Genomic DNA, 20997 nt, shown 5'->3' with positions numbered 1-20997 from the left:
CAGCACCAGTAGTGCCGACTCGGCCCGCAACTTCTGCTGACTCGGCCCGCAACTTCTGCTGACTCGGCCCGCAACTTCTGCTGACTCGGCCCGCAGGACGACCACGGCCCCCGACAGCGGGTGCTGTCGGGGGCCGTGGACGCCCGGGAGGTTCTGGGTGGCTCAGGCGGCGAGCTCGCCCGGGTCCCCGGGGACCTCCGGCCAGGCCGGAAGGTCGGAGAACTGGTCGTAGGGCCAGGAGCCCGGCTCGAAGATGGGGGGCATCTTCGAGGTGACCGGGCCGGCCTCGGCCGTGACGCCCGGCGTCGCGGTGCGTACGGCGACCGCTGCGGGCCCCGACAGCGCGGAGCGGGAGGCGGGGCCGCGAGCGGCCTTCGACTGAGCGGCGGGCAGCCCGTTGATCGCGGCGAACACCTCCAGCTCGCCGAGGTCGGGCAGCGTGCCGTTGCCGAGGTGGAGCAGCAGCTCCTCGTGGCTCAGCTCGGCCGCGATGACGACGGCCAGGGTGTGCACGTCGAAGCGCTGGATCCAACTGAGCATCGTCCACGGCTTCACGCCGAGTGCCTCGGCCCGGTCGATGATCAGGTCGACGTCCGAGCGGTCGAGCTCACGGGAGAGCATCCGGCTGATGTCGCCGGTGTTCACCTGCTCGGGGTGCCGGGCGACGTAGCGCAGGCGACGGTCGCGCTCACGTCCGCGAGGGGACGATCCGGGCAGACCGGTGACGAGCGGCACCGCGAGAACAGCGGCAGCGGCGACGAGAAGAAAAATGACCATGACCCCCTCCTTCCAAAACACGGACGACCGTGGCCGGCGGGTGCCGGCCTGTGGGGGGAGCCGTCCGTACTTCGTGGGCAGGTTCTGACCCAGTCAACGGGACCGAAAACCTCGGGGTTAGGGAAACCGTCTGAAATTGTTTTGTGGACTAGACCGCACCGGCCTGTAGGAGTGCTGTTACCAAACTGTGGATTTCGCGGGTGGTACTGGTCCAGACGACCGGATCGGTTGTTGCCGCGACGTGGAGACCACTGTTCCCGGCTCGCCACCCCTATCGGCAGCAACGGGCTCAGTTGTAGGTGACCTTCACGGTGTCCGTCACCGGGACCGCCTGGCAGCCCAGCCGGATCCCGTCGGCCAGGTCCTCCTCGTCGAGGACGTCGTTGTGCAGCATCTTCACCTCGCCCTCGAGGAGCCGGATCGCGCAGGCCGAGCACTCCCCCTCGCGACAGGAGTACGGCGCCTTGACGCCCTTCGACTCGAGGTGGTCGAGCAGCCTGGTGCCGGGCGCCCAGTCGTCGAAGGCGTGGTGCTCCCCGTCCAGCTCGACCTCCAGCCGGACCGGCCCCTGGGGCCGGGCCGCCGCGGGATCGGCGTCCAGGTCGGCTCCGGTGTCGTCGGAGTCGCTCTCGGCGGCCTCGATCTCGTGCTCGGCGACCTCCTGGTCGTGCAGATCCCCGAAGGGATTGCCGCCCAGCGAGATGAACTTCTCCTGGTGCCGGCGCTCGCGTGGGAACTCCAGCTCCTTCAGGGCGGCGACGGTCAGCTTCATGAAGGGCGCCGGACCACAGACGAAGGCGTCGTACGACGGGTAGGCGCTCGCGAAGGCCCGGACCTGCTCCTGGCTGGGCAGCCCCTGGACCGACTCCAGCCAGTGCACGACCAGCAGCCGGTCGGGGTGCTCGGCGGCCAGCTCGGTCAGCTCGCGGGCGAAGATGACCGAGCTCTCGTCGCGGTTGGCGTAGAACAGCACGATCCGCCCGGTGCCCTGCTGGAGCGCGGTGCGGGTGATCGAGACGATCGGCGTGACGCCGGACCCGCCCGCGAAGAGCAGGAGGTCGGCGCTGAGGGAGGCGGGGGTGAAGATGCCGCTCGGCGGCAGCACCCGGATGCTGTCGCCCTCGCGCAGGTGGTCGCAGATCCAGTTGGAGGCGTAGCCGTCGGCGGTCCGCTTCACCGTGACCGTCAGCGCTCCGCCGCCGACCGGGCTGCTGGACAGCGAGTAGCAGCGCGCGGCCACCCCGGTCCGCTCGGACGGGACGGCGAGGGTCAGGAACTGGCCCGGCTTGTAGGCGAAGCGCTCCTCGGCGCCGGCGGGGACCTCGAAGGAGATGGAGTGCGCGTCGGCGGTCTCCTCGACCACGTCCACGACCTTCAGCTCGAAGGACTCGTCGGACATCAGCTCAGTAACCGTCCTCGGCTCCGATGGGGATCTGCCCGTCGCGTGCGGCAGCATCGATGCTGGCCAGCATCCGCGGGCAGGCGGGATGCACGTCGCGCCCACCGGAGCGCCGGGCGAGGTCGGGACAGTGCGCCCGCGCCTCGGCGTTCCACTGGACGGACGTGTGGTGCTCGCTGTTCTTCTTCACACCGACCCGGGCCAGGCAGTCCAGGCAGGCGACCTCGGTCAGCCGGGCCTGGGTGTAGAGGCGCTGGTCCTCGAGGGTGTCGGCGTCGGTCGGGACGAAGGAGGCCATGGGCGCTCAGGTACCCGTCATGACCTGGGGGCTGTCGGCGTCCGCGCCGTTGCCGTCCGGGCCGTGCGGGTCGCCGTCCTCCTCGGCCTTCTTCCGGAGGTTCTCGGCGACCTCGTCCTGCCAGAACTCGTTGGCCTTCGTAGTGTCGACCTCGAACTCGAACCGGTCGGTCATCTCGGGGGCGATGTCGTCCACGTCGACGTAGAACTGCTCGTACCAGCGGCGCAGCTGGTAGACGGGACCGTCCTCCTCGCACAGGAGCGGGTTCTGGACCGGCACCTTGTTCTTCCAGATGTGCACGTCCTGGAGGAAGCCGCTGCCGAACATCTCGGCGTACTTCTGAGCGATGAAGTTGGCGGTCTTGTCGTCCATGCCCTGCGGCTTCTTGACCACGATGCCGTACTGCAGCAGGAAGGAGTCGGGGCCGGTGGGGACGTGGCAGTTGAACAGCACGACCTCGGTGTTGAAGCCCTTGTAGTCGGTGTCGAGCCAGTTGATCATGTACGACGGCCCGTAGTAGGTGGCCTCCGACTTCAAGAACAGCTCGGCGTCGCCGTACCCGCCAGTCTTGTCGGGGCGGCCCTTGGACTCCATGAACTGGGTCGCGACGTGGCCCTCGAAGACGTTGCGGAAGCTCGTCGGGAACGCGAAGTGCACGTAGTAGAAGTGCGCCATGTCGACGACGTTGTCGATCAGCTCGCGGCAGTGCGAGCCCTCGATGTGCTCGGACTCCCAGACCCAGTCGGTGTACTCGCCCTCGGCGAGGCCGGGCAGCTGCGGCGGCAGGATGTCGTGGTCGGGCGCGGAGCCCTCGACGTCGTGCCAGACCAGCACCTGGTCGTTGCGGATCGCGACCGGGTAGCGCTGGGTGCGGGCGCGCAGTGGGACGCGGCGGGCATAGGGGATCTGCTTGCACTTGCCGTCGCCGCCCCAGCGCCAGTCGTGGAAGGGGCAGGCGACCTGGTCGCCCTTCACCTCACCCTGGGTCAGGTCGCCGCCCATGTGGCGGCAGTAGCCGTCGAGCACCTGGATCTCGCCCTGCGAGTCCGCCCAGACGACCAGCTTGGTGCCGAACGCGTGGACCGCGTGCGGCTTGCCGTCGCGGAAGGTCTCGGCGAGGCCCAGGCAGTGCCAGCCGCGCGCGAACCGCGCGGGCGGGGTGCCCTGGTCGAGGAACCTGGTGTCGCTCATGCGTGCCTCCTGAGTCCGGCCCGGTCGGGGTCGCTCGTGCCTGTGGACCAAAACGAGAACAGGTTATAGTTTTTGCGGCGGCGGTGCCAGCGCACCCCCGCATCATCGACTGTCACACCTTCTGGCCGGGAGACCGCATGCACCTCGCTCTGGACCCCGAGCACCTCGCCCTCCGCGAGGAGCTGCACGAGTACTTCACCGCCCTGGTGACCCCGGAGGTGCGCGCCGGTCTCGCGTCCGCGACCGGAGAGTTCGGCGAGGCCGGGGTCTACAAGGGCGTGATCCGCCAGCTCGGCACCGACGGCTGGCTCGGCATCGGCTGGCCCGAGGAGTACGGCGGGCAGGCGCGCTCGATGGTCGAGCAGCTGATCTTCACCGACGTCGCCGCGGACCACGGCGTCCCGATCCCCTACCTGACGCTGAACACGGTCGGGCCGACGATCATGCGCTACGGCACGACTGCGCAGAAGGAGCACTTCCTCCCCAAGATCCTCGCCGGTGACCTGCACTTCTCGATCGGTTACTCCGAGCCGGGCTCCGGCACCGACCTGGCCTCGCTGAAGACCAAGGCGGTCCGCGAGGGCGACGAGTTCGTGATCAACGGCCAGAAGATGTGGACCTCGCTCATCCAGTACGCCGACTGGATCTGGCTGGCCTGCCGCACCGACCCCGACCTGCCGCGGCACAAGGGCCTGTCGATGATCCTGGTGCCGGCCGACGCCCCGGGCGTGTCGTACACGCCGGTGCACACCGTCGCCGGCGTCGGGACCAGCGCGACCTACTACGAGGACGTCCGGGTGCCGGTCGGCAACCTGGTGGGCGACCTCAACGGCGGCTGGTCGCTGATGACCAACCAGCTCAATCACGAGCGGGTCGCGCTCACCTCGTCCGCCCCGCTGACCCAGTCGCTGAAGCTGGTGCGGGCCTGGGCGCAGGAGACCAAGAACCCCGACGGGCAGCGGGTGATCGACTCCGAGTGGGTGCAGATCGCCCTCGGCCGGGCGCACGCCCGGGTCGAGATGCTGACCCAGCTGAACTGGAAGCTGGCCTCCGACGCCGACCACGGCGTCGACCTCTCCCCCGCCGAGGCGTCGGCGACCAAGATCTACGGCTCCGAGCTGGCCACCGAGGTCTACCGGTCGCTGATGGAGATCGTCGGCCCGAACGCAGGCCTGACCGGCACCTCGGACGGCGCCCTGCTCGCGGGCCGCCTGGAGCGGATGTATCGCTCGTCGCTGGTGATGACCTTCGGCGGCGGCACCAACGAGATCCAGCGCGACATCATCGGCTACGTGGGCCTCGGCCTGCCGGCCGCGAAGCGATAGCTCTCGGGTCTCGATACACCCGTCGCTCGTTCCTCACGACGGGCACTCGACCACCGAAAGCCCGCCTCACACCCGTCCACCGCAAGCGATCTAGGACTGAGCATGGACTTCTCCTTCACTCCCGAGCAGGACGACGCGGCCGAGCTGGCCGCCAAGATCCTGGGCGACCGAGCCACCAACGAGCGGATGCGCGAGGTCGAGAAGGCCGGCAGCCGCTTCGACCGCGAGCTGTGGGCCGAGCTCGGCAGCGCCGGACTGCTGGGCCTCGCCGTGCCCGAGGAGTACGACGGCGCCGGGCTCGGGCTGATCGAGCTGGCCCGGGTGCTGGTCGAGGTCGGTCGCACCGTCGCGCCGGTGCCGCTGGCCGCTCACGGCCCGGCCGCGCTGCTGCTGGCCGAGCACGGCAGCGACGAGCAGCGGCGGGAGTGGCTGCCCGCGGCGGCGTCCGGCCGCCAGGTCCTGACGGCGGCGGTCTCGGAGGAGCGGGCCTTCGCCCCGGCGCGTCCGACGACCCTCGCGGCGGCCGACGGGGCGTCGTACCGGCTGACGGGGAGCAAGGCGGTGGTGCCGGCCGGCGCGTACGCCGACCTCTTCCTGGTCCCGGCCGAGACCGCGGCCGGTGTGGGCGTCTTCCTCGTCACGCCCGGCGACGAGGGCGTCACCGTGGTCCCTCAGACCTTCTCCGACGGCGAGGCGGTGGCCCGCCTCGACCTCGACGGCGCCCTCCTCGGCCCGGAGCGGCTGGTCGGCCCGGCCGACGGCAGCGTCGACCGTCGGCTGCGCAACCTGCTGGTGCTGGCCGCCTCGGCCGAGCAGCTCGGGCTCACCGAGGGCGCCCTGAAGCTGACGGCGTCGTACGCGAAGACGCGCGAGCAGTTCGGGCGGCCGATCGCCACCTTCCAGGCGGTGAGCCAACGCCTCGCCGACGGCTACATCGACACCCTCGGCCAGCGGCTGATGCTGTGGCGCGCGGCCTGGCTGCTCGACCAGGGCCTGCCGGCCGACACCGACGTCGCGATGGCCAAGCTCTGGGCGGCGGACGCCGGTCACCGGGTCGCGCACACGACCGTGCACGTCCACGGCGGGGTCGGCATCGACCTGGACGGGCCGGTGCACCGCTACTTCACCGGCGCCAAGCGCTTCGAGTTCCTGTACGGCGGCGCCACCGAGCAGGCCCTGCTGGTCGGGAAGACGCTCGCCGCCGAGCCCGCGTGACCGTCCGCGACCTGCTGCTGGCCCGCGCCGAGGACGGCTCGGCCGGGCTGCTCGCGGGCGACGAGTCGTCGACCTGGGCCGAGGTGGTCCGGGCGGCGGCGGTCCGGGCGGCCGTGCTCGACGAGCTGCTGCCGGCCGGCGCCCCGCCACACGTCGGGCTGCTGCTCGACAACGTGCCGGAGTTCTCGCTGGTCCTCGGCGGCGCGGCCCTCGGCGGCCAGGTCGTGGTCGGGCTGAACACCACCCGGCGCGGCGCGGCGCTGGTCGAGGACGTCCGGCGCTCCGACACCCAGGTCGTGCTCACCGACGCCGCACACGCCGGGCTGCTCGACGGCGTCGACGTCGGAGTCCCCGTCGTACGGCTGGACGGGGCGGAGTGGGCCGGACTGCTGGCGGGCCACGCCGACGCACCGGTGCCGGACGTCGAGGTCGGGGCGGACGACCTGTTCATGCTGATCTTCACCAGCGGCACCTCCGGCAACCCCAAGGCCGTCCGGGTCACGCACGCCAAGGTGGCCGGGCCGGGAGAGCTGCTCGCCGGCCGGTTCGGCCTGACCGGCGAGGACGTCGCCTACCTGGCGATGCCGCTGTTCCACTCGAACGCGATCATGGCCGGCTGGGCGGTGGCGCTCGCGGCCGGCGCGGCGATGGCGCTCGCGCCCCGGTTCAGCGCGTCCGGCTTCCTGCCCGACGTCCGCAGGTACGGCGCGACGTACGCCAACTACGTCGGGAAGCCGCTCACCTACGTCCTGTCCACCCCCGAGCAGCCGGACGACGCCGAGAACCCGCTGCGCCTGGTCTTCGGCAACGAGGCCAACGAGCGCGACATCGCCGCGTTCGGGAAGCGGTTCGGGTGCACCGTGGTCGACTCCTACTCGTCGACCGAGAACGCCGTCATCGTCCAGCGGGTGCCCGACATGCCGCCCGGGGCCCTGGGCCGCCCGCTCGAGGGCGTGGCGGTCCTCGACCCCGAGACCATGTCCGAGACCGCCGACGCCGTGTTCAGCCCCTCGGGCGAGCTGCTGAACGCGGACGAGGCGACCGGCGAGCTGGTCAACACGACCGGCAGCGGAGCGTTCGCCGGCTACTACCGCGACCCGGACGCCGAGGCCGAGCGGATGCGCGGCGGCATGTACTGGTCGGGCGACCTGGCCTACCGCGACGCCGACGGGTTCGTCTACTTCGCGGGCCGCACGGCCGACTGGCTGCGCGTCGACGGTGAGAACCTCGCGGCCGCCCCGGTCGAGCGGGTGCTGCTGCGCCACCCGGCGGTCGCCGAGGCCGCGGTGTACGCCGTCCCGGACGAGGCCGTGGGCGACCAGGTCGCGGCGGCCCTGGTGCTGCGCGGCGACCTGTCGCCGGCGGACCTCGAGGCACACCTGGCGGGTCAGGCCGACCTGTCTCCGAAGGCCTGGCCCCGGTTCGTCCGGGTGGTCGACACGCTGCCGCGCACGGCCACCAACAAGGTGCTGAAGCGGGAGCTGGCGGGCCTTCCCGGCGGCTTCGACTGGGCGCGCGACCAGCGCGGCTCCGCCTACCGGGACCTGCTTGACCGTGTGTGACCGTCGCCATATTTTGACACGCGTCAACTCGTCGGAGATGGGGGAATCGTGGCCGAGAACGTGCAGCAGCTGCTTCGGGAGCGGGCCGAGGACGACGGCGTCGCGGTCCTGACCGCCGACCGGTCCTGGACCTGGCGCGAGCACCTCGACGAGGCCGCCACCGAGGCCGCCGCGATGATCGGCCTCGCCGACCCGGACCGCCCGCTCCACGTCGGCGTGCTGCTCGGCAACACCCCCGAGATGCTGCGCGCGATGGCCGCGGCGGCCCTCGGCGGCTACGTGCTCTGCGGCATCAACACCACCCGCCGCGGCGAGGGCCTGGTCAAGGACGTCCGCCGCTCGGAGTGCCAGGTGCTGGTCACCGACGCCGAGCACCTGCCGCTGCTCGGGGGTCTCGATCTCGACGGCGTGCGGGTGCTCGACACCTCGAGCCCGGAGTGGGCCGAGCTGCTCGCCGCCTCGACCACGGACGTCGCCGGCTTGGTGCCCCATCGCGAGGTCGAGGCGATGGACACGTTCATGATGATCTTCACCTCGGGCACCAGCGGGGACCCGAAGGCCGTTCAGGTGGCGCACCTGATGGTGCTGTTCTCGGGCATGAACCTCATCGGCCGGTTCGCCATGACGTCCGAGGACGTCTGCTACCTCTCGATGCCGCTCTTCCACTCCAACGCGGTCGTCGCGGGCTGGGCGGTCGCCATCGGCAGCGGCGCCGCGATGGTGCCGACGAAGTTCTCCGCGTCCCGTTTCCTCACCGACGTCCGGCAGTACGGCGCGACGTACATGAACTACGTCGGCAAGCCGCTCGCCTACGTACTCGCCACGACCGAGCAGCCCGACGACGGCGACAACCCGCTGCGGGTCGCGTTCGGCAACGAGGCGAGCGACCGCGACATCGACGACTTCTCGCGCCGCTTCGGCTGCGAGGTCGTCGACGGCTTCGGCTCCACCGAGCTCGCGATCATCATCACCCGCGAGGCCGGCACCCCGAAGGGCTCGATCGGCAAGCCCTTCGAGGGCGTGGAGATCTACGACGCCGACACCGTCACCCGCTGCCCGGTCGCGACCTTCGACGAGACCGGGGCGCTGACCAACGCCGACCAGGCCGTCGGCGAGCTGGTCAACACCCAGGGCGCCGGCTACTTCCAGGGCTACTACAACGACGAACAGGCCAACACCGACCGGATGCGGCACGGCATGTACTGGTCCGGCGACCTCGCCTACCAGGACGCCGACGGCTGGATCTACCTCGCCGGCCGCACCGCAGACTGGATGCGGGTCGACGGCGAGAACCTCGCCGCCGGCCCGATCGAGCGGATCTTCCTGCGCCTCGACGCCATCAGCCGCGTCGCGGTGTACGCCGTCCCCGACGAGCACGTGGGCGATCAGGTGATGGCCGCCCTGGTGCTCCGCGACGAGGCCACGCTCACGCCGGCCGAGCTGGAGGCGTTCCTCGCCGACCAGCCCGACCTCTCCCCCAAGGCCTGGCCACGGTTCGTCCGGATCGCCGACGACCTGCCCAGCACCGCCACCAACAAGGTGCTCAAGCGCGAGCTCGCGGCCCAGGGACCCACCCCGGGCGGCGGCGTGCTCTGGGTCCGCGAGCCGCGCGGGACGTCGTACGCCGCCTCGGAGCCGGCATCCGTCTAGCCCCGCCCACCCGTCATTGGATGACCAGATTGTGCGGCGTGTCGGATCGGGATCGACGGGTCGGCGTCAGCCCTGGCGGGCCTTGAGCCGCGGGTTCTGCTTGTTGATCACGTAGACGCGGCCGCGGCGGCGCACGACCTGCGCCCCGGGCTGCCTCTTCAGCGAGCGCAGCGAGTTGCGTACCTTCATCGTCCCTCCTTCCGGAGCCGTCCGCTGGCGGGATCGACGAGCCCGCGGTGGACCGCGGCGACCAGGCGGCGGGGCACCCGGTAGCGCTCGCCCGCGTGGTCGACGGTGACCAGGTCGGGTGCGGCCGCCTTCCACTGCGCGCGGCGGTGCCGCGTGTTGCTGCGCGACGTACGACGCTTGGGGACCGCCATCAGGCCACCCTCCGCACCGGGCCGAGCCAGGGCTCGAACCCGTCCTCGGCGACCCGCCAGCCGCCGCCGGCCGCCGCCTCGTCGGGGCCGAGCAGCATCGCCGCGAAGGCGTCGCGCAGGTGGGCCGGCTCCGCCCCGACGCCGGTCAGCACGATCCGGGTGTGTGGCTCTCGGTCGCGCCACGGCTCACCGGCGCCGATGCTCAGCTGGCCGCCGGCGCCGTCCCAGACCAGCACCTGGCCGGGACGGGTCGGGAGCCAGAAGCTGCCGCGGGAGCGGTGCCGACCGCCGCCGAGGCTCTCCAGGTCCTCCAGGAGGCGCTCGGGGTGGAACGGCTGGGGCGAGGCGAGCTCGACCCGCCAGACCCGGTCGGACGCGAGCGGCGGGAGCGGGTCCCGGCGGACCGCGTCGACCCACGCGCGGCTGCGGCCGTGCTGGTGGCGGTCGCGGGTCAGGCCCGCGGCCTCGAGGTGCTCGACCCCGGCGACGACGTCGGCGTCCGGGCGGGCCAGCGCCCGCAACAGGGCCTCGCCGGTCGGGTCGGGCTCACCGCGGGTGACGACGACGTCGGCGTACTCGACCATCGCGCCGTTCACCTCGGCCACCCCGCGCCGGTCGTCGACCGCACTGTGGTCGCCCCGCTCGGCGAGCAGGTCGTCACCGACAAGGTCGTCGACCACGCGCTGGCCGTCGACGGCGACGACCACCCCGGACACCCGCAGGTGCCGGGCCAGACGGGTGTCCCACGAGACCACCTGGCAGACCTGGGCCGCCTCGGCCCCGACCGGCAGGTGGGCGACGATCGTCGACCACCGTCCCGAGCGGGCCAGCCGCTCCAGCGTGGGGACGACGTCCTCGCGGATCGCGCACGTCACGCACGCGTGCTCCAGCTCGTGGTCGACGCGCTCGACGACCCCGGTCACGTCGCTGACCACCCGCTCCAGCACCCCGCGCTCGACGTCGATGTGGTGCCGTACGGCGACCGCGGCCGGTAGGTCGAACTGAAGTCCGACCATGGTCGCCGCCATCGCGTCGCGGTCGACGCCGGTCAGCAGCACGACCGGGGTCCTCACGAGCCCGCCCCGTAGCGCCGGCGGAACTTCTCGACGCGACCCTCGGTGTCCATGACCCGCCCCCGGCCGGTCCAGAACGGGTGACTGTCGCTCGAGACGTCGACGTCGACGACCGGGTACGCCGTCCCGTCGACCTCGACGGTCTCCCCGCCGGCGCCCCGGCCCGCCAGGGTGGACCGGGTCAGCAGCAGGCTCCCGGTCGAGCGGTCGCGGAACACCACCGGGCCGTACGCCGGGTGGATGCCGTCCTTCATGCGTCCTCCTGTGAATGTGGTTAGACTGAGAATCGTTCTCATTATGACCGAGAGGAGCAACGATGTCACGTACCTGCCAGGTGACGGGACGGGTGCCGGGGTTCGGCCACCGCGTCTCGCACTCCCATCGCCGCACCAACCGCCGCTTCGACGTCAACGTCCAGCGCAAGCGCTACTGGGTGCCGAGCCTGGGCCGCACGATCACGCTGCGGGTCAGCGCTCGCGGCATCAAGGTGATCGACGCCCGCGGCATCGACGCGGTCGCCGCCGAGATCCTGCGCCGCGACGGGCGGATCTGATGGCCCGCCGCGGGAGCGACGTACGCCCGATCGTGAAGCTGCGCTCCACCGCCGGCACCGGCTTCACCTACGTCACCAAGAAGAACCGGCGCAACGACCCCGACCGGCTGGAGCTGCGCAAGTACGACCCCCGGGTCCGTCGCCACGTCGCGTTCCGCGAGGAGCGCTGATGGCCAAGCAGAGCAAGATCGCCGCCCAGCGACGGCGCGAGCGGGTCGTCGCCCGGTACGCCGAGCGCCGGGCCGCCCTCAAGGCCGCGGTCCGGACGGCGCCGCCCGGCTCGGCCGAGCAGGCGGACGCCGTGCGCGCCCTGTCCCGGCTCCCCCGTGACGGCTCGCCCGTGCGGCTGCGCAACCGCGACCAGGTGGACGGTCGCCCGCGCGGCTACCTGCGCAAGACCGGCACCTCGCGGATCCGGTTCCGCGACCTCGCCCACCGCGGCGAGCTCCCCGGCATCAGGAAGTCGAGCTGGTGAGGCGGGTCACCGCCGTCGGGCCCGCGAGCCTTGTAGGTTGGGCGGATGCTCCGACCGACCCAGCGCGGCCCGCGGTGGTGACCGCCCCCCGCCAGCGATCGACCCGGCAGCGCCGGGCGCTGCTGGCCGTCCTCGAGCAGTCCGACGGGTTCCGCAGCGCGCAGGACCTGCACGGCGCCCTCCGTGGCCAGGGCGACGCGGTCGGCCTGGCCACGGTCTACCGCGCCCTGCAAGCGATGGTCGAAGCGGGCGAGCTGGACCAGGTGAAGACGGATGCGGGCGAGGCCGTCTACCGGCTCTGCAGCGCCCACCACCACCATCATCTGGTCTGCCGCCAGTGCGGGCGGACCGTCGAGGTCGAGGGGCCGGCCGTCGAGCGCTGGGCGACCCAGGTCTCGAGCGAGCACGGCTTCACCGACGTCCGGCACACCCTGGAGCTGTTCGGCACCTGCGCGGACTGCGCCCCGGCTCAGCCGTAGGTGACCGCCGGCGTCCGGATCCGTCGTACGGACTCGGCGTCGAGCACCGCCTGCTCCCCCGCCCGCACGCCCGTGCCGTCCCGCCAGGTCCCGGTGACCGCGACCCAGCGGTCGCGCTCCGGACGGTCGGCACCCTCGACCTGGACCCGGACCACGGCGGCGTCGGCAGCGCAGCAGCCGATGACCATCCGGGTGACGTACCAGACGCCGTCAGGGCCGTGGCTGACGAAGCCGCGCACCTCGACGCTGCGCCCGGCGAGCGTGGCCCCGTCGTCGTCCAGCGCCCGCCAGAGCAGCTCCTCGACCTCGAGGACCGGCGTCCCGCCCTCCGGAAGCGGCGCGAAGCTCGCCACGGGCGAGGCCGGCGGCGCCTCGTCGGCCCGCCGCTCGGCCAGGTAGGCGCCGAGCGCGGGCGGGCTGACCACGAAGACCACCAGCGCGGGCAGCAGGAGCAGCCAGGTCACCGCCGGCACTCCGTCCGCGTGGTCCTGGCCGGCCTGACCGGCCGAGAGCAGCGGGCGTACGGCGAGCAGCACCAGGAGCACCCCGCTGACCAGGAGCGGCCAGCGCATCCACTCGGTCACGAAGCGGAGGTAGGCCCCCTCCCAGGCCAGGCGCACCAGCACCGCCCCGAGGAACGCGAGCACCAGGCCCTGGGTCGTCGTCCTCACAGCAGCCACCACCCGACGAGCGAGGCGGAGAGCACGGCCGTGCCGATCACGACCGGCACGAACCGGACGGCGAAGGCGCTGCCGAACTGACCGGCCTCCATCGCGGCGAGCTTCACGTCCATCGCCGGCCCGACCACCAGGAAGACGAGCTTCGCGGTGTCCGAGAACGCCGTCAGGCTCGCCGCCACGAAGGCGTCGGACTCCGAGCACAGCGCGACCACGAAGGCCAGCGCGGCGAGGGTGAGCACGCCGACGACCGCCTGGCCGGCGACCGTGTCGACCACGGAGCGCGGGACGAAGGTGTTGACCGCCGCGGCGATCATCGCGCCGAGGACCAGGAACCCCGAGGCGTGCAGGAAGTCGTGCCGGACCGTGGCGACGAACCGGCCAGGTCCGTGCAGGTGCGGCGGGTCCGGACGGCGCCGCAGTCGCAGCCGGTCACCGCGGCTCAGGCACCACCAGCCGACCGCGACGGCCGTCAGCAGCGACGCGCCAAAGCGGGCCAGCACCATCTCGGGCTGCCCCGGGAAGGCGACGGCGGTGGAGACCAGGACCGCCGGGTTCACGGCCGGCGCGGCCAGCAGGAAGGTGAGGGCGACCGCCGGCGCCAGCCCGCGCCGGATCAGACTCCCCGCGACCGGTACGGCGGCGCACTCGCACCCGGGCAGCCCGATCCCGGCCAGCCCGGCCACGGGTACGGCGAGCACCGGGTTGCTCGGCACGATCCGCTGGAGCACCCGCTCGGACAGCAGCACCGAGATGGCCGCGGAGAGGAGGACGCCCCCGAGGAGGAACGGCGTCGACTGCACCACGACCGCCACGAAGATCGTGCACCAGGTGCCGAGCGCCTCGTTGTCGAGCGTGTCGGCCAGCCGCCCCTGCGCGAGCAGGGCGGCCAGCAGGAGCACCCCCACGACCTCCGGTTGGCCGATGGCGCGTCGGGAGGTGGACAGGGTGGGATCCGCACTGGTCACACGGATGATTATCACTCTCAGTAAGCGGGGGTCGTCGTACCGCTTCCGGCGCGTCGCCCGGTCGGGGCGGTCAGCAGGACCGGCGGATCTCCCCGACGCAGCGGTCGCGGCCGGACCCGCCGTCGACCCGATCGCGACCGCCGCCCCCGATGAGCACGTCGCGACCACCCCGACCGGCGAGGGTGTCGCGTCCGCCCTTGCCGTAGATCCGGTTCCGCCCGCCACTGCCGCGGATCACGTCGGCGCCGGAGGTGCCGATCACGGTGTCGAGGTTCCGGAGGCCGGCCCGGGCGCCGTCGGCGACGAACGTCCCGGCCTCCAGGTCGACCCGGGTGCGGGAGCCGATCAGCTCGAGCGCGTTCCGCCCAGCACCTCCGTCGAGACGGGCTCGGCACCCGCCGGGGCAACCACCGGAACCGCCGTCGTACCAGGCGTGGGACGGCTCGAGGGTGTCGTCGCCGCCGTCGCCGTAGAGGCGCGCCGCGACCTGCTGCCTCGGAAGCTCCTCGAAGTCGCTCGCGGCGCTCAGCCGGTCGTTGCCCGGGCCGCCGCGGACCACCCCCCGCGCGGCCAGGTTGACCACGTCGTCGCCGCTGCCGGCCTGCACCCGCGAGTTCGCGACGTCGGCGTAGTCGTCGCCCGGGCCGAGGCGGATGACGGCGTTCGACCCGTAGACGGCGTCGTCCCCACCGCGGGTGTCGACGACGTCGCGATCGTCGGGGTCGGGACGTCGCCACTCGGGAGCGCCGGTCGCATAGACGTCCTCTCCCGCAGACCCGGTGAACCGGTCGGCGTGCCGGCTCCCCGAGACCGAGTGGACGCCGACCAGGGAGTCGCGCTCGTCGCGGTCGGCCACCACACCGGCGGCCAGGTCGATCCTGACCCCCGTGGCGGATCGCCCGTAGGAGGCGGTCGTCCGGGTGCCGGGTCCACCGACGACGCGGTCGTTGCCGGGCCCGCTCTCGATCAGCGTGGGCTCCACGTCGCCGTCCGGGTCCGAGGCGGGCCCCAGCTCGTCGACGAAGACGTCGTCGCCGGTGCCGCCACGGACGACGGCCTGGGTCCAGGCGGTCGAGCACACGAGGTCGTCGCCGCCGCGCGCATCGACGTACACCCCGGTGGACCCCCCGATGCTGATCACGTCGGGTCCGTCGGTGCCCCGCACGCGCTGGCCGTTCTCGGTCGCCACGATCGTCGGCGCCCGCCCCTGGCACCGGGACTCGACGAGCGCCTGCGCGGACGGCACTCCGACGGCACCTGAGGTGGCGAGAACGGCGACGACGAGCAGGGCGCGGACGAGGCGACCAGCGGACATGGGGATCCTCCAGGGACGAGCGGGGCGTCGTGCACCAGGTCTGATGCACGTTCCGCCGACCTGGTTCGCGGACCGCGCCGATGATCCCGTCGCGCCCGGTCCGTCCCGGTGCCCGCCCGTCGCGGGGACCGGCCGGCGTCAGACCTTGTTGAGGCGCGCGACCGTGTCCTCGAACTCGGCGACCAGCTCGGCCATCACCTGCGCGACCGGCTTCACCTCGTTCATCCGGCCGACGATCTGACCGATCGGCATCGAGATGACGTCGGGGTCGTTGGCCGCCACGATCCGGTTGTGGGCCTCGGCGACCAGCAGGTTCTGCAGCGGCATGGGCAGCGGCGCGGGGGCACCCTCCTCGGCCCAGGCCTCGACCCACTTGGTCTTCAGCAGCCGGGCCGGCTTCCCGGTGTAGATCCGGGTGCGGACGGTGTCGGACGAGGTGGCCCGGGTGAACGCGGTCTCCCACGCGGAGTGGTTGGCCGAGAGCTCGCGGTACTCCGCCGTCCCGAGCCAGATCGAGCCCGTCCACACACCCTGCGACCCGAGGGCCAGCGAGGCGGCGATCTGGCGACCCGAGCCGATCCCGCCGGCCCCCAGGACGGGTACGTCGGGGCCGACCGCGTCGACGATGTCGGGCTGCAGCACCATCGAGGCGACCTCGCCGGTGTGACCTCCGGCCTCGTAGCCCTGGGCCACGATGATGTCGACGCCGTTGCGGACGTGGGAGAGGGCGTGCTTGGCCGCGCCGGCCAGCGCCGCGACCTTCACGCCGTGCTGGTGGCACTTCTCGATCACGTCGACCGGCGGCGAGCCGAGCGCGTTGGCGATCAGCACCGGCCGGTGCTGGAGCGCGACGTCGAGGTGGGAGCGGGCGACCGAGTGCAGCCAGCCCAGCACGCCCTCGCGACCCTCGCCCTCCGGAAGCGGCGGGACGCCGAGCTTGAGCAGCGTCTGGTCGACGAACTGCTTGTGCTCGTCCGGGATCATCGACGACACATCGAGGCCCTTGACCTCCTCAGGCACCTTCATCGGCATCACGATGTCGACGCCGTACGGCTTGCCGTCGGTGTTCTCGTCGAGCCAGGACAGCGTCCGCTCGAGCTCGTCGGTCTCGTTGAACCGCACGCAGCCGAGCACGCCCAGCCCACCGGCGCGCGACACCGCCGCGGCGACGTGCTCGGACGGGGTGAACGCGAAGATCGGGTACTCGATGCCGAACTCGTCGCAGAGGGGCGTGCGCATCAGGGGGTCGCTCCAGCGGTCTGGGCGCCGAGGGCCAGCTCCTTGGCGCGGGGGTACTGCGCCTTGCCGGTGGCATTGCGCGGGATCTGGTCGACGAAGGTGAGGCTGCGCGGCAGCTTGTAGCCCGAGAGGTGGGCGCGCAGGAAGGTGCGCAGCTCCTCCAGGTCGAGCGTCGCGCCCTCGCGCAGCTCGACCACGGCGGCCACCGCCTGGCCGTACTTCTCGTCGGGGATGCCGACCACGAGGACGTCGTACACGGCGGGGTGGCCCTTGATCGCCATCTCCACCTCCTCGGGGTAGACCTTCTCGCCGCCGGTGTTGACGCAGTTGGAGCCGCGACCGAGGAGCGTCACCCGGTTGCCCTCCTCGATCCGCGCGTTGTCGCCGGGGACGGAGTAGCGCTCGCCGTCGATCACCAGGAACGTCTTCGCCGACTTCTCGGGGTCCTTGTAGTAGCCGACCGGCACCGAGCCGCCGCGGCCGAGCCGGCCGACCTTGCCGACGTTGGCCGCCAGGTCGAGGACCCGGTTGTCGTCGTCGATGACCACGCTGCTGGGGCCCAGCCCGACGACCGGCCCGTCGCTGCTGATCTGCTCCTTGTCCTGCATGCCCATGCCCTGGAAGCCGGTCTCGGACGCGCCGACGGAGTCGGTGAAGACGGCGTTCGGGAAGGCGGCGATCCAGCGCTGCTTGACCTGCGGGCTGAAGATCGCGGCGCTGCTGGAGATGGCGAACAGGCTCGAGCCGTCGTACGGCGAGCCGGTGGCGGCCTTCCGCTCGAACTCCTCGATCAGCGGGCGGGCCATCGCGTCGCCGGTCATGAAGATCAGCTGGATCTTCTCGCGGTCGATGATCTCCCAGGTGCGCTGCGCGTCGAACTTGGGCTCCATGATCGTCAGGTGGCCGGCGAACAGGTGCATGAGCAGGCCGGCCTGGGCCCCGCCGTGCATCAGCGGGCTGAGCGGGAAGGTGACCATCCGCGGGTCGGTGGCCTGCTTGGACTGGTCGAACTCCTCCAGCGGCTCGCCGGAGTAGAAGTCGATGCCGCCGCCGAGGGTGCGCCAGAAGTCCTCGTGGCGCCACATCACGCCCTTGGGGAAGCCGGTGGTGCCGCCGGTGTAGATGATGTGCAGGTCGTCGGGGCTGCGCTCGCCGAAGTCGCGGGCCTCGCTCTGCCCGGCGAGCGCGTCCTCCCACAGGACCCCGTCGTACGACGAGACGTCGCTGGCGTCGTCGGGCTCGATCGCGTCGGGCATCACCACGACGGTGTCGAGCTTCGCGTGCTTGGGATAGCAGGCGGCGACGAGCGGGGCGTACGGGCGCTCGTGGATCAGCGCGACCATGTCGGAGTTGTCGAAGAGGTAGTCGAGCTCGCCCTCGACGTAGCGGTAGTTCACGTTGATGCCGACGGCGCGGATCTTCAGCACCGCCAGCAGCGCCACGACGTGCTCGATGCTGTTCTTGGCGTAGATCCCGACGTGCTGCCCGGGCCGCACCCCACGGGACTGCAGGAAGTGCGCCAGCCGGTTGGAGTCACGCTCCAGGTCGGCGAACGTGACCGTCCGCTCCCCCACCTTCACCGCGGGGTTCTCAGGGGCGGCGTCGACGGCGTGTTCGAAGAGATCAGCGATGTTCAGAGCCACGCGGCGAGACTAGAACACGTTCTCGTTCTTGGCTAGCATCGCCCGGCATGACCGAACCCCAGCCTGAACCTCACTGCCTGGTGGAGCAGGACGGGCACAAGCTCGTCGTCACCATGAACCGTCCCGAGACCCGCAACGCCCTCTCCGGCGAGATGATGGCGATCATGGAGGAGGCCTGGGACAAGGCCAACACCGACGACTCCGTGCGGGTCGTGATCCTCACCGGGGCCGGTGGCTACTTCTGTGCCGGCATGGACCTCAAGGCCGCCACCAAGCGCTCGCCCGACGACAGCTTCAAGGCGGGCTTCGACCCGTCGGTCATCAAGGGCCTGCTCAAGGGGTTCCGACTGACCAAGCCGCTCATCGCCGCGGTCGAGGGCCCGGCCATCGCCGGCGGCACCGAGATCCTTCAGGGCACCGACATCCGGATCGCGGGCGAGTCGGCCCGCTTCGGGGTGGCGGAGGCACGCTGGTCGCTCTACCCGATGGGCGGCTCGGCGGTCCGCCTCCCGCGGCAGATCCCCTACACGGTCGCCCTCGAACTGCTCCTGACCGGCCGCGCCATCAAGGCCCCCGAGGCCAAGGAGATCGGCCTGATCGGCCACGTCGTCCCCGACGGCGAGGCGCTGACCAAGGCGCACGAGATCGCCGACCTGATCTGCGCCAACGGCCCGCTGGCCGTCCAGGCCATCTTGAGGACGGTCCGCGATTCCGAGGGCAAGCACGAGGAGGACTGCTGGGCGGACGACGCGAAGGTCGGCATGGCCGTCTTCGCCTCGAACGACGCCAAGGAGGGGCCGCGGGCGTTCGCCGAGAAGCGGGCGCCGCAGTTCACCGGGACCTGAGGCGGGGTGCCCGGGTCGTGCTGATTGGTCACAAACGTCAACTGAGACGACTCTTAGCTGCCGTTTGTGACCAAGCGGCGTCTTTAGGTCCCCGCGACCGGCACCAGCGCGGCCCGGACTCCCCCGGCGTCGACGTCGCGCCGCAGCAGCTCCCGCGAGGTGGAGCCGTCGTCGGCGACCGAGGCGTCGGCGATGAGCACGGCGGCGTGGCCGAGTGCGACCGCGCGGTCCAGCCAGGCCGGGTCGAGGTCGGTCAGCGGGATCCGGCTGGCGCCCACCTGCTCACCGATCGCGACCAGCAGCTCGAGGTCGGCGGGGCCGGTCCGGGTGAGGGCGCAGCCGTTGGCGGCCCGCAGGTCGAGCCGGTCGGCCTCGTCCACGGGCCGGAAGCCGCGCTGGGCGAAGAGCGCCTTCATGGCGTCGTGGGCGACCGACTCGTGCACGACCGGGACCGGGGGGAGCTGCAGCACCAGGAAGTCGGGGTCGGCGTGCGTCGCCCAGCGGTAGTCGTCCACCCCTCCAGCCTGCCAGCACGACCCACTCCTAGGGACGGCTGCTCCCGTCGGGAAGCTGCTCGGGGCACTCGCCGCCCGGCGTCGTGGCCAGCTCGAAGTGCCACATCTCGTTCGCGAAGGTCTGGCACAGGCCGTGGGCGGACCCGTGGCGCCCCATCCAGTCCGCGGCGTCCGTCGGACCGATGTCGACGGCGTCGCCGGTGACGTGGGCCGAGGCGTCCGGGGTGGCGACGTACCGGCGCGCCTCCTGCTCGCTGCCGTAGCGGGTCAGGGCCTCGTCGTACAGGCGCTGCTGGTGCTCGCGGCTGCGCCAGCCACTGGTGACCTGGACGGTGATGCCGTCGGCCCGCGCGTCGCGTGCCGCGGCCCGGACGGCGGCGAGCAGGTCGGGGTCGAGCCGGTCGGCGTCGTCGATGCCCAGGTCGACGGGGGGCTCGGCGGCCGGGAGGTCGGTGGCCGGCCGGGCCCGGACGCCGCTGGACGAGGTGGAGTCCGTCGTCCCACAGGCGGCGACAGCGAGGGCGACGGCCACGAGGGTCGTGAGGACGGGGCGGGAGAGTGAGGTGAGCACGCGAGCACGCTAGGCAGCGTGGGACGCCCGGGACCTCCGTCGCAGGTGCCGGGTCGCAGCACCCGGGGCCCGGACCTGTCAGACGTTGGTCGGGATGTGCATCACGGTGCCGCCGTCGACGACGTACTCGGAGCCGGTCGAGAACGACGACTCGTCGCTGATCAGGAAGACCACGAACGACGCGACCTCCTCCGGCCGACCGGCCCGGCCCAGCGGGATCGGGATCAGGCCCTCGGGCATCTGGTCGGTCGCGGGGGTGCTGATCCGGCCCGGGTGCAGGGAGTTGGCCCGGATGCCGTGCGGGGCGAGCTCGGTGGCCACCGACTTGGTCAGGCCGGTGAGGCCCCACTTCGAGGCGACGTACCCGTGCGCCCACCCGGTGCCCCGGAGTCCCTCGATCGAGGAGGTGTTGATGATCGAGCCGCCGCCGGCGGCGATCAGGGCCTCGGTCGCAGCACGGATGCCGAGGAAGGCACCGGTGAGGTTGACGTCGAGCATCTGCTGCCAGAGGTCTCGCTTGTAGCGCTGCAGCTGGCCGCCGTTGAAGATGCCGGCGTTGTTGAAGAGGCCGTCGAGGCGCCCGAACTCGGCGACGGTGAACGCGACCGCCGCGCGCCAGTCGTCGTCGCTCGTGACGTCGAGGTGGACGTAGCGGGCGCTCTCCCCCAGCTCCTCGGCGAGCGCCGCGCCCTCCTCGTCGAGCAGGTCGCCGATGACGACCTTCGCCCCCTCCGCCACCAGCATCCGGGCACTCGCGCCCCCGATGTTGCGCGCGCCGCCACTGATCAGGACGACCTTGCCCTCCACACGACCCATGTGCGGCAAGATAGCAGCGCAACTAGAACCG

General features: G+C 72.0%; 25 protein-coding genes. 9 read left to right on the top strand and 16 right to left on the bottom strand.

Annotated elements, in window-relative coordinates:
- Positions 1-162 precede the first annotated feature (162 nt).
- From V7S47_RS23915 to V7S47_RS23900, 4 genes are all read right to left on the bottom strand, one after another.
- Positions 163-777, bottom strand: a complete 615-nt coding sequence (locus V7S47_RS23915) for a hypothetical protein (RefSeq protein ID WP_336563934.1) — start codon at positions 775-777, stop codon at positions 163-165.
- A gap of 289 nt (positions 778-1066) precedes the next feature.
- Positions 1067-2176 carry a ferredoxin--NADP reductase gene (locus tag V7S47_RS23910; protein ID WP_336563932.1) on the bottom strand — a complete coding sequence of 370 codons (1110 nt, stop codon included), beginning with the start codon at positions 2174-2176 and terminating at the stop codon, positions 1067-1069.
- A gap of 4 nt (positions 2177-2180) precedes the next feature.
- The gene (locus V7S47_RS23905) at positions 2181-2474 is read right to left on the bottom strand and encodes a hypothetical protein (protein ID WP_336563931.1); all 294 of its coding nucleotides are present in this window, start codon (positions 2472-2474) and stop codon (positions 2181-2183) included.
- A gap of 6 nt (positions 2475-2480) precedes the next feature.
- Positions 2481-3665, bottom strand: coding sequence for a Rieske 2Fe-2S domain-containing protein (locus V7S47_RS23900; protein WP_336563930.1), 1185 nt, complete (start codon positions 3663-3665; stop codon positions 2481-2483).
- Positions 3666-3802: 137 nt separating this feature from the next.
- Between V7S47_RS23900 and V7S47_RS23895 the strand changes: the two genes are divergently transcribed.
- The 4 genes from V7S47_RS23895 to fadD1 all read left to right on the top strand — a co-directional run bounded on the left by V7S47_RS23895 (position 3803) and on the right by fadD1 (position 9417).
- Positions 3803-4990 (top strand): acyl-CoA dehydrogenase family protein, encoded by a 1188-nt coding sequence (locus tag V7S47_RS23895; RefSeq protein WP_336563929.1) that lies wholly within the window; start codon positions 3803-3805, stop codon positions 4988-4990.
- Positions 4991-5092: 102 nt separating this feature from the next.
- Positions 5093-6205, top strand: a complete 1113-nt coding sequence (locus V7S47_RS23890; RefSeq protein ID WP_336563928.1) for an acyl-CoA dehydrogenase family protein — start codon at positions 5093-5095, stop codon at positions 6203-6205.
- Positions 6202-7767 (top strand): AMP-binding protein, encoded by a 1566-nt coding sequence (locus V7S47_RS23885; protein ID WP_336563927.1) that lies wholly within the window; start codon positions 6202-6204, stop codon positions 7765-7767. The genes V7S47_RS23890 and V7S47_RS23885 overlap by 4 nt, the downstream gene beginning before the upstream one ends.
- A 48-nt stretch (positions 7768-7815) precedes the next feature.
- Positions 7816-9417 carry a fatty-acid--CoA ligase FadD1 gene (gene fadD1 / locus V7S47_RS23880; RefSeq protein ID WP_336563926.1) on the top strand — a complete coding sequence of 534 codons (1602 nt, stop codon included), beginning with the start codon at positions 7816-7818 and terminating at the stop codon, positions 9415-9417.
- A 66-nt stretch (positions 9418-9483) separates the two neighbouring features.
- Here fadD1 and ykgO read toward each other — a convergent pair whose 3' ends face one another.
- Genes ykgO through V7S47_RS23860 form a run of 4 tightly spaced genes read right to left on the bottom strand, consistent with a single transcriptional unit; the run spans position 9484 to position 11124 of the window.
- Positions 9484-9606 (bottom strand): type B 50S ribosomal protein L36, encoded by a 123-nt coding sequence (gene ykgO / locus V7S47_RS23875; RefSeq protein ID WP_336563925.1) that lies wholly within the window; start codon positions 9604-9606, stop codon positions 9484-9486.
- On the bottom strand, positions 9603-9797 hold the full coding sequence (gene rpmF / locus V7S47_RS23870; RefSeq protein WP_336563924.1) for a 50S ribosomal protein L32: 195 nt from the start codon (positions 9795-9797) through the stop codon (positions 9603-9605). Before rpmF ends, ykgO begins: the two co-directional genes overlap by 4 nt.
- Positions 9797-10870 carry a CobW family GTP-binding protein gene (locus tag V7S47_RS23865; protein ID WP_336563923.1) on the bottom strand — a complete coding sequence of 358 codons (1074 nt, stop codon included), beginning with the start codon at positions 10868-10870 and terminating at the stop codon, positions 9797-9799. Before V7S47_RS23865 ends, rpmF begins: the two co-directional genes overlap by 1 nt.
- Positions 10867-11124, bottom strand: coding sequence for a type B 50S ribosomal protein L31 (locus tag V7S47_RS23860; RefSeq protein ID WP_336563922.1), 258 nt, complete (start codon positions 11122-11124; stop codon positions 10867-10869). The genes V7S47_RS23865 and V7S47_RS23860 overlap by 4 nt, the downstream gene beginning before the upstream one ends.
- 62 nt (positions 11125-11186) lie before the next feature.
- Here V7S47_RS23860 and rpmB point away from each other — a divergent pair, with 62 nt between their 5' ends.
- The 4 genes from rpmB (at position 11187) to V7S47_RS23840 (ending at position 12377) form a co-directional block, all read left to right on the top strand.
- On the top strand, positions 11187-11423 hold the full coding sequence (gene rpmB / locus V7S47_RS23855) for a 50S ribosomal protein L28 (RefSeq protein ID WP_336563921.1): 237 nt from the start codon (positions 11187-11189) through the stop codon (positions 11421-11423).
- The gene (gene rpmG / locus V7S47_RS23850; RefSeq protein ID WP_090856043.1) at positions 11423-11593 is read left to right on the top strand and encodes a 50S ribosomal protein L33; all 171 of its coding nucleotides are present in this window, start codon (positions 11423-11425) and stop codon (positions 11591-11593) included. The genes rpmB and rpmG overlap by 1 nt, the downstream gene beginning before the upstream one ends.
- Positions 11593-11898 carry a 30S ribosomal protein S14 gene (gene rpsN, locus V7S47_RS23845; protein ID WP_336563920.1) on the top strand — a complete coding sequence of 102 codons (306 nt, stop codon included), beginning with the start codon at positions 11593-11595 and terminating at the stop codon, positions 11896-11898. The genes rpmG and rpsN overlap by 1 nt, the downstream gene beginning before the upstream one ends.
- A 74-nt stretch (positions 11899-11972) precedes the next feature.
- Positions 11973-12377: a Fur family transcriptional regulator gene (locus V7S47_RS23840; protein WP_336563919.1), complete on the top strand. Its 405-nt coding sequence runs from the start codon at positions 11973-11975 to the stop codon at positions 12375-12377.
- Here V7S47_RS23840 and V7S47_RS23835 read toward each other — a convergent pair.
- The 5 genes from V7S47_RS23835 to V7S47_RS23815 form a co-directional block, all read right to left on the bottom strand.
- Positions 12368-13048 (bottom strand): TIGR03943 family putative permease subunit, encoded by a 681-nt coding sequence (locus V7S47_RS23835; RefSeq protein WP_336563918.1) that lies wholly within the window; start codon positions 13046-13048, stop codon positions 12368-12370. The two genes, V7S47_RS23840 and V7S47_RS23835, sit on opposite strands and share 10 nt — an antisense overlap.
- Complete coding sequence (locus V7S47_RS23830) at positions 13045-14022, bottom strand: permease (RefSeq protein ID WP_336563917.1); 978 nt, start codon at positions 14020-14022, stop codon at positions 13045-13047. The genes V7S47_RS23835 and V7S47_RS23830 overlap by 4 nt, the downstream gene beginning before the upstream one ends.
- A 70-nt stretch (positions 14023-14092) precedes the next feature.
- Positions 14093-15337: a hypothetical protein gene (locus V7S47_RS23825; RefSeq protein WP_336563916.1), complete on the bottom strand. Its 1245-nt coding sequence runs from the start codon at positions 15335-15337 to the stop codon at positions 14093-14095.
- Between the two features lie 138 nt (positions 15338-15475).
- Positions 15476-16576 (bottom strand): NAD(P)H-dependent flavin oxidoreductase, encoded by a 1101-nt coding sequence (locus V7S47_RS23820; protein ID WP_336563915.1) that lies wholly within the window; start codon positions 16574-16576, stop codon positions 15476-15478.
- Positions 16576-18219 (bottom strand): acyl-CoA synthetase, encoded by a 1644-nt coding sequence (locus tag V7S47_RS23815; protein WP_336563914.1) that lies wholly within the window; start codon positions 18217-18219, stop codon positions 16576-16578. The genes V7S47_RS23820 and V7S47_RS23815 overlap by 1 nt, the downstream gene beginning before the upstream one ends.
- A 47-nt stretch (positions 18220-18266) precedes the next feature.
- On the opposite strand from V7S47_RS23815, the gene V7S47_RS23810 reads away from it, so the two are divergent.
- Positions 18267-19064 carry a crotonase/enoyl-CoA hydratase family protein gene (locus V7S47_RS23810; RefSeq protein ID WP_336563913.1) on the top strand — a complete coding sequence of 266 codons (798 nt, stop codon included), beginning with the start codon at positions 18267-18269 and terminating at the stop codon, positions 19062-19064.
- 83 nt (positions 19065-19147) lie between these two features.
- On the opposite strand, the gene V7S47_RS23805 is transcribed toward V7S47_RS23810, so the two are convergent.
- The 3 genes from V7S47_RS23805 to V7S47_RS23795 form a co-directional block, all read right to left on the bottom strand.
- A complete protein-coding gene (locus V7S47_RS23805) occupies positions 19148-19579 on the bottom strand; it encodes a hypothetical protein (RefSeq protein WP_336563912.1) in 432 nt (143 codons plus the stop codon).
- A 28-nt stretch (positions 19580-19607) separates the two neighbouring features.
- Positions 19608-20150 (bottom strand): M15 family metallopeptidase, encoded by a 543-nt coding sequence (locus tag V7S47_RS23800; protein ID WP_336563911.1) that lies wholly within the window; start codon positions 20148-20150, stop codon positions 19608-19610.
- Between the two features lie 78 nt (positions 20151-20228).
- A complete protein-coding gene (locus V7S47_RS23795) occupies positions 20229-20966 on the bottom strand; it encodes an SDR family oxidoreductase (protein ID WP_336563910.1) in 738 nt (245 codons plus the stop codon).
- Positions 20967-20997: the final 31 nt, after the last annotated feature.

This window comes from Nocardioides sp. CCNWLW216 (assembly GCF_037120545.1).
Lineage (GTDB): Bacteria > Actinomycetota > Actinomycetes > Propionibacteriales > Nocardioidaceae > Nocardioides > Nocardioides lianchengensis.
The sequence above is the reverse complement of the archived record's forward strand: the minus strand, read 5'-3'. Positions and strand labels throughout refer to the sequence as shown.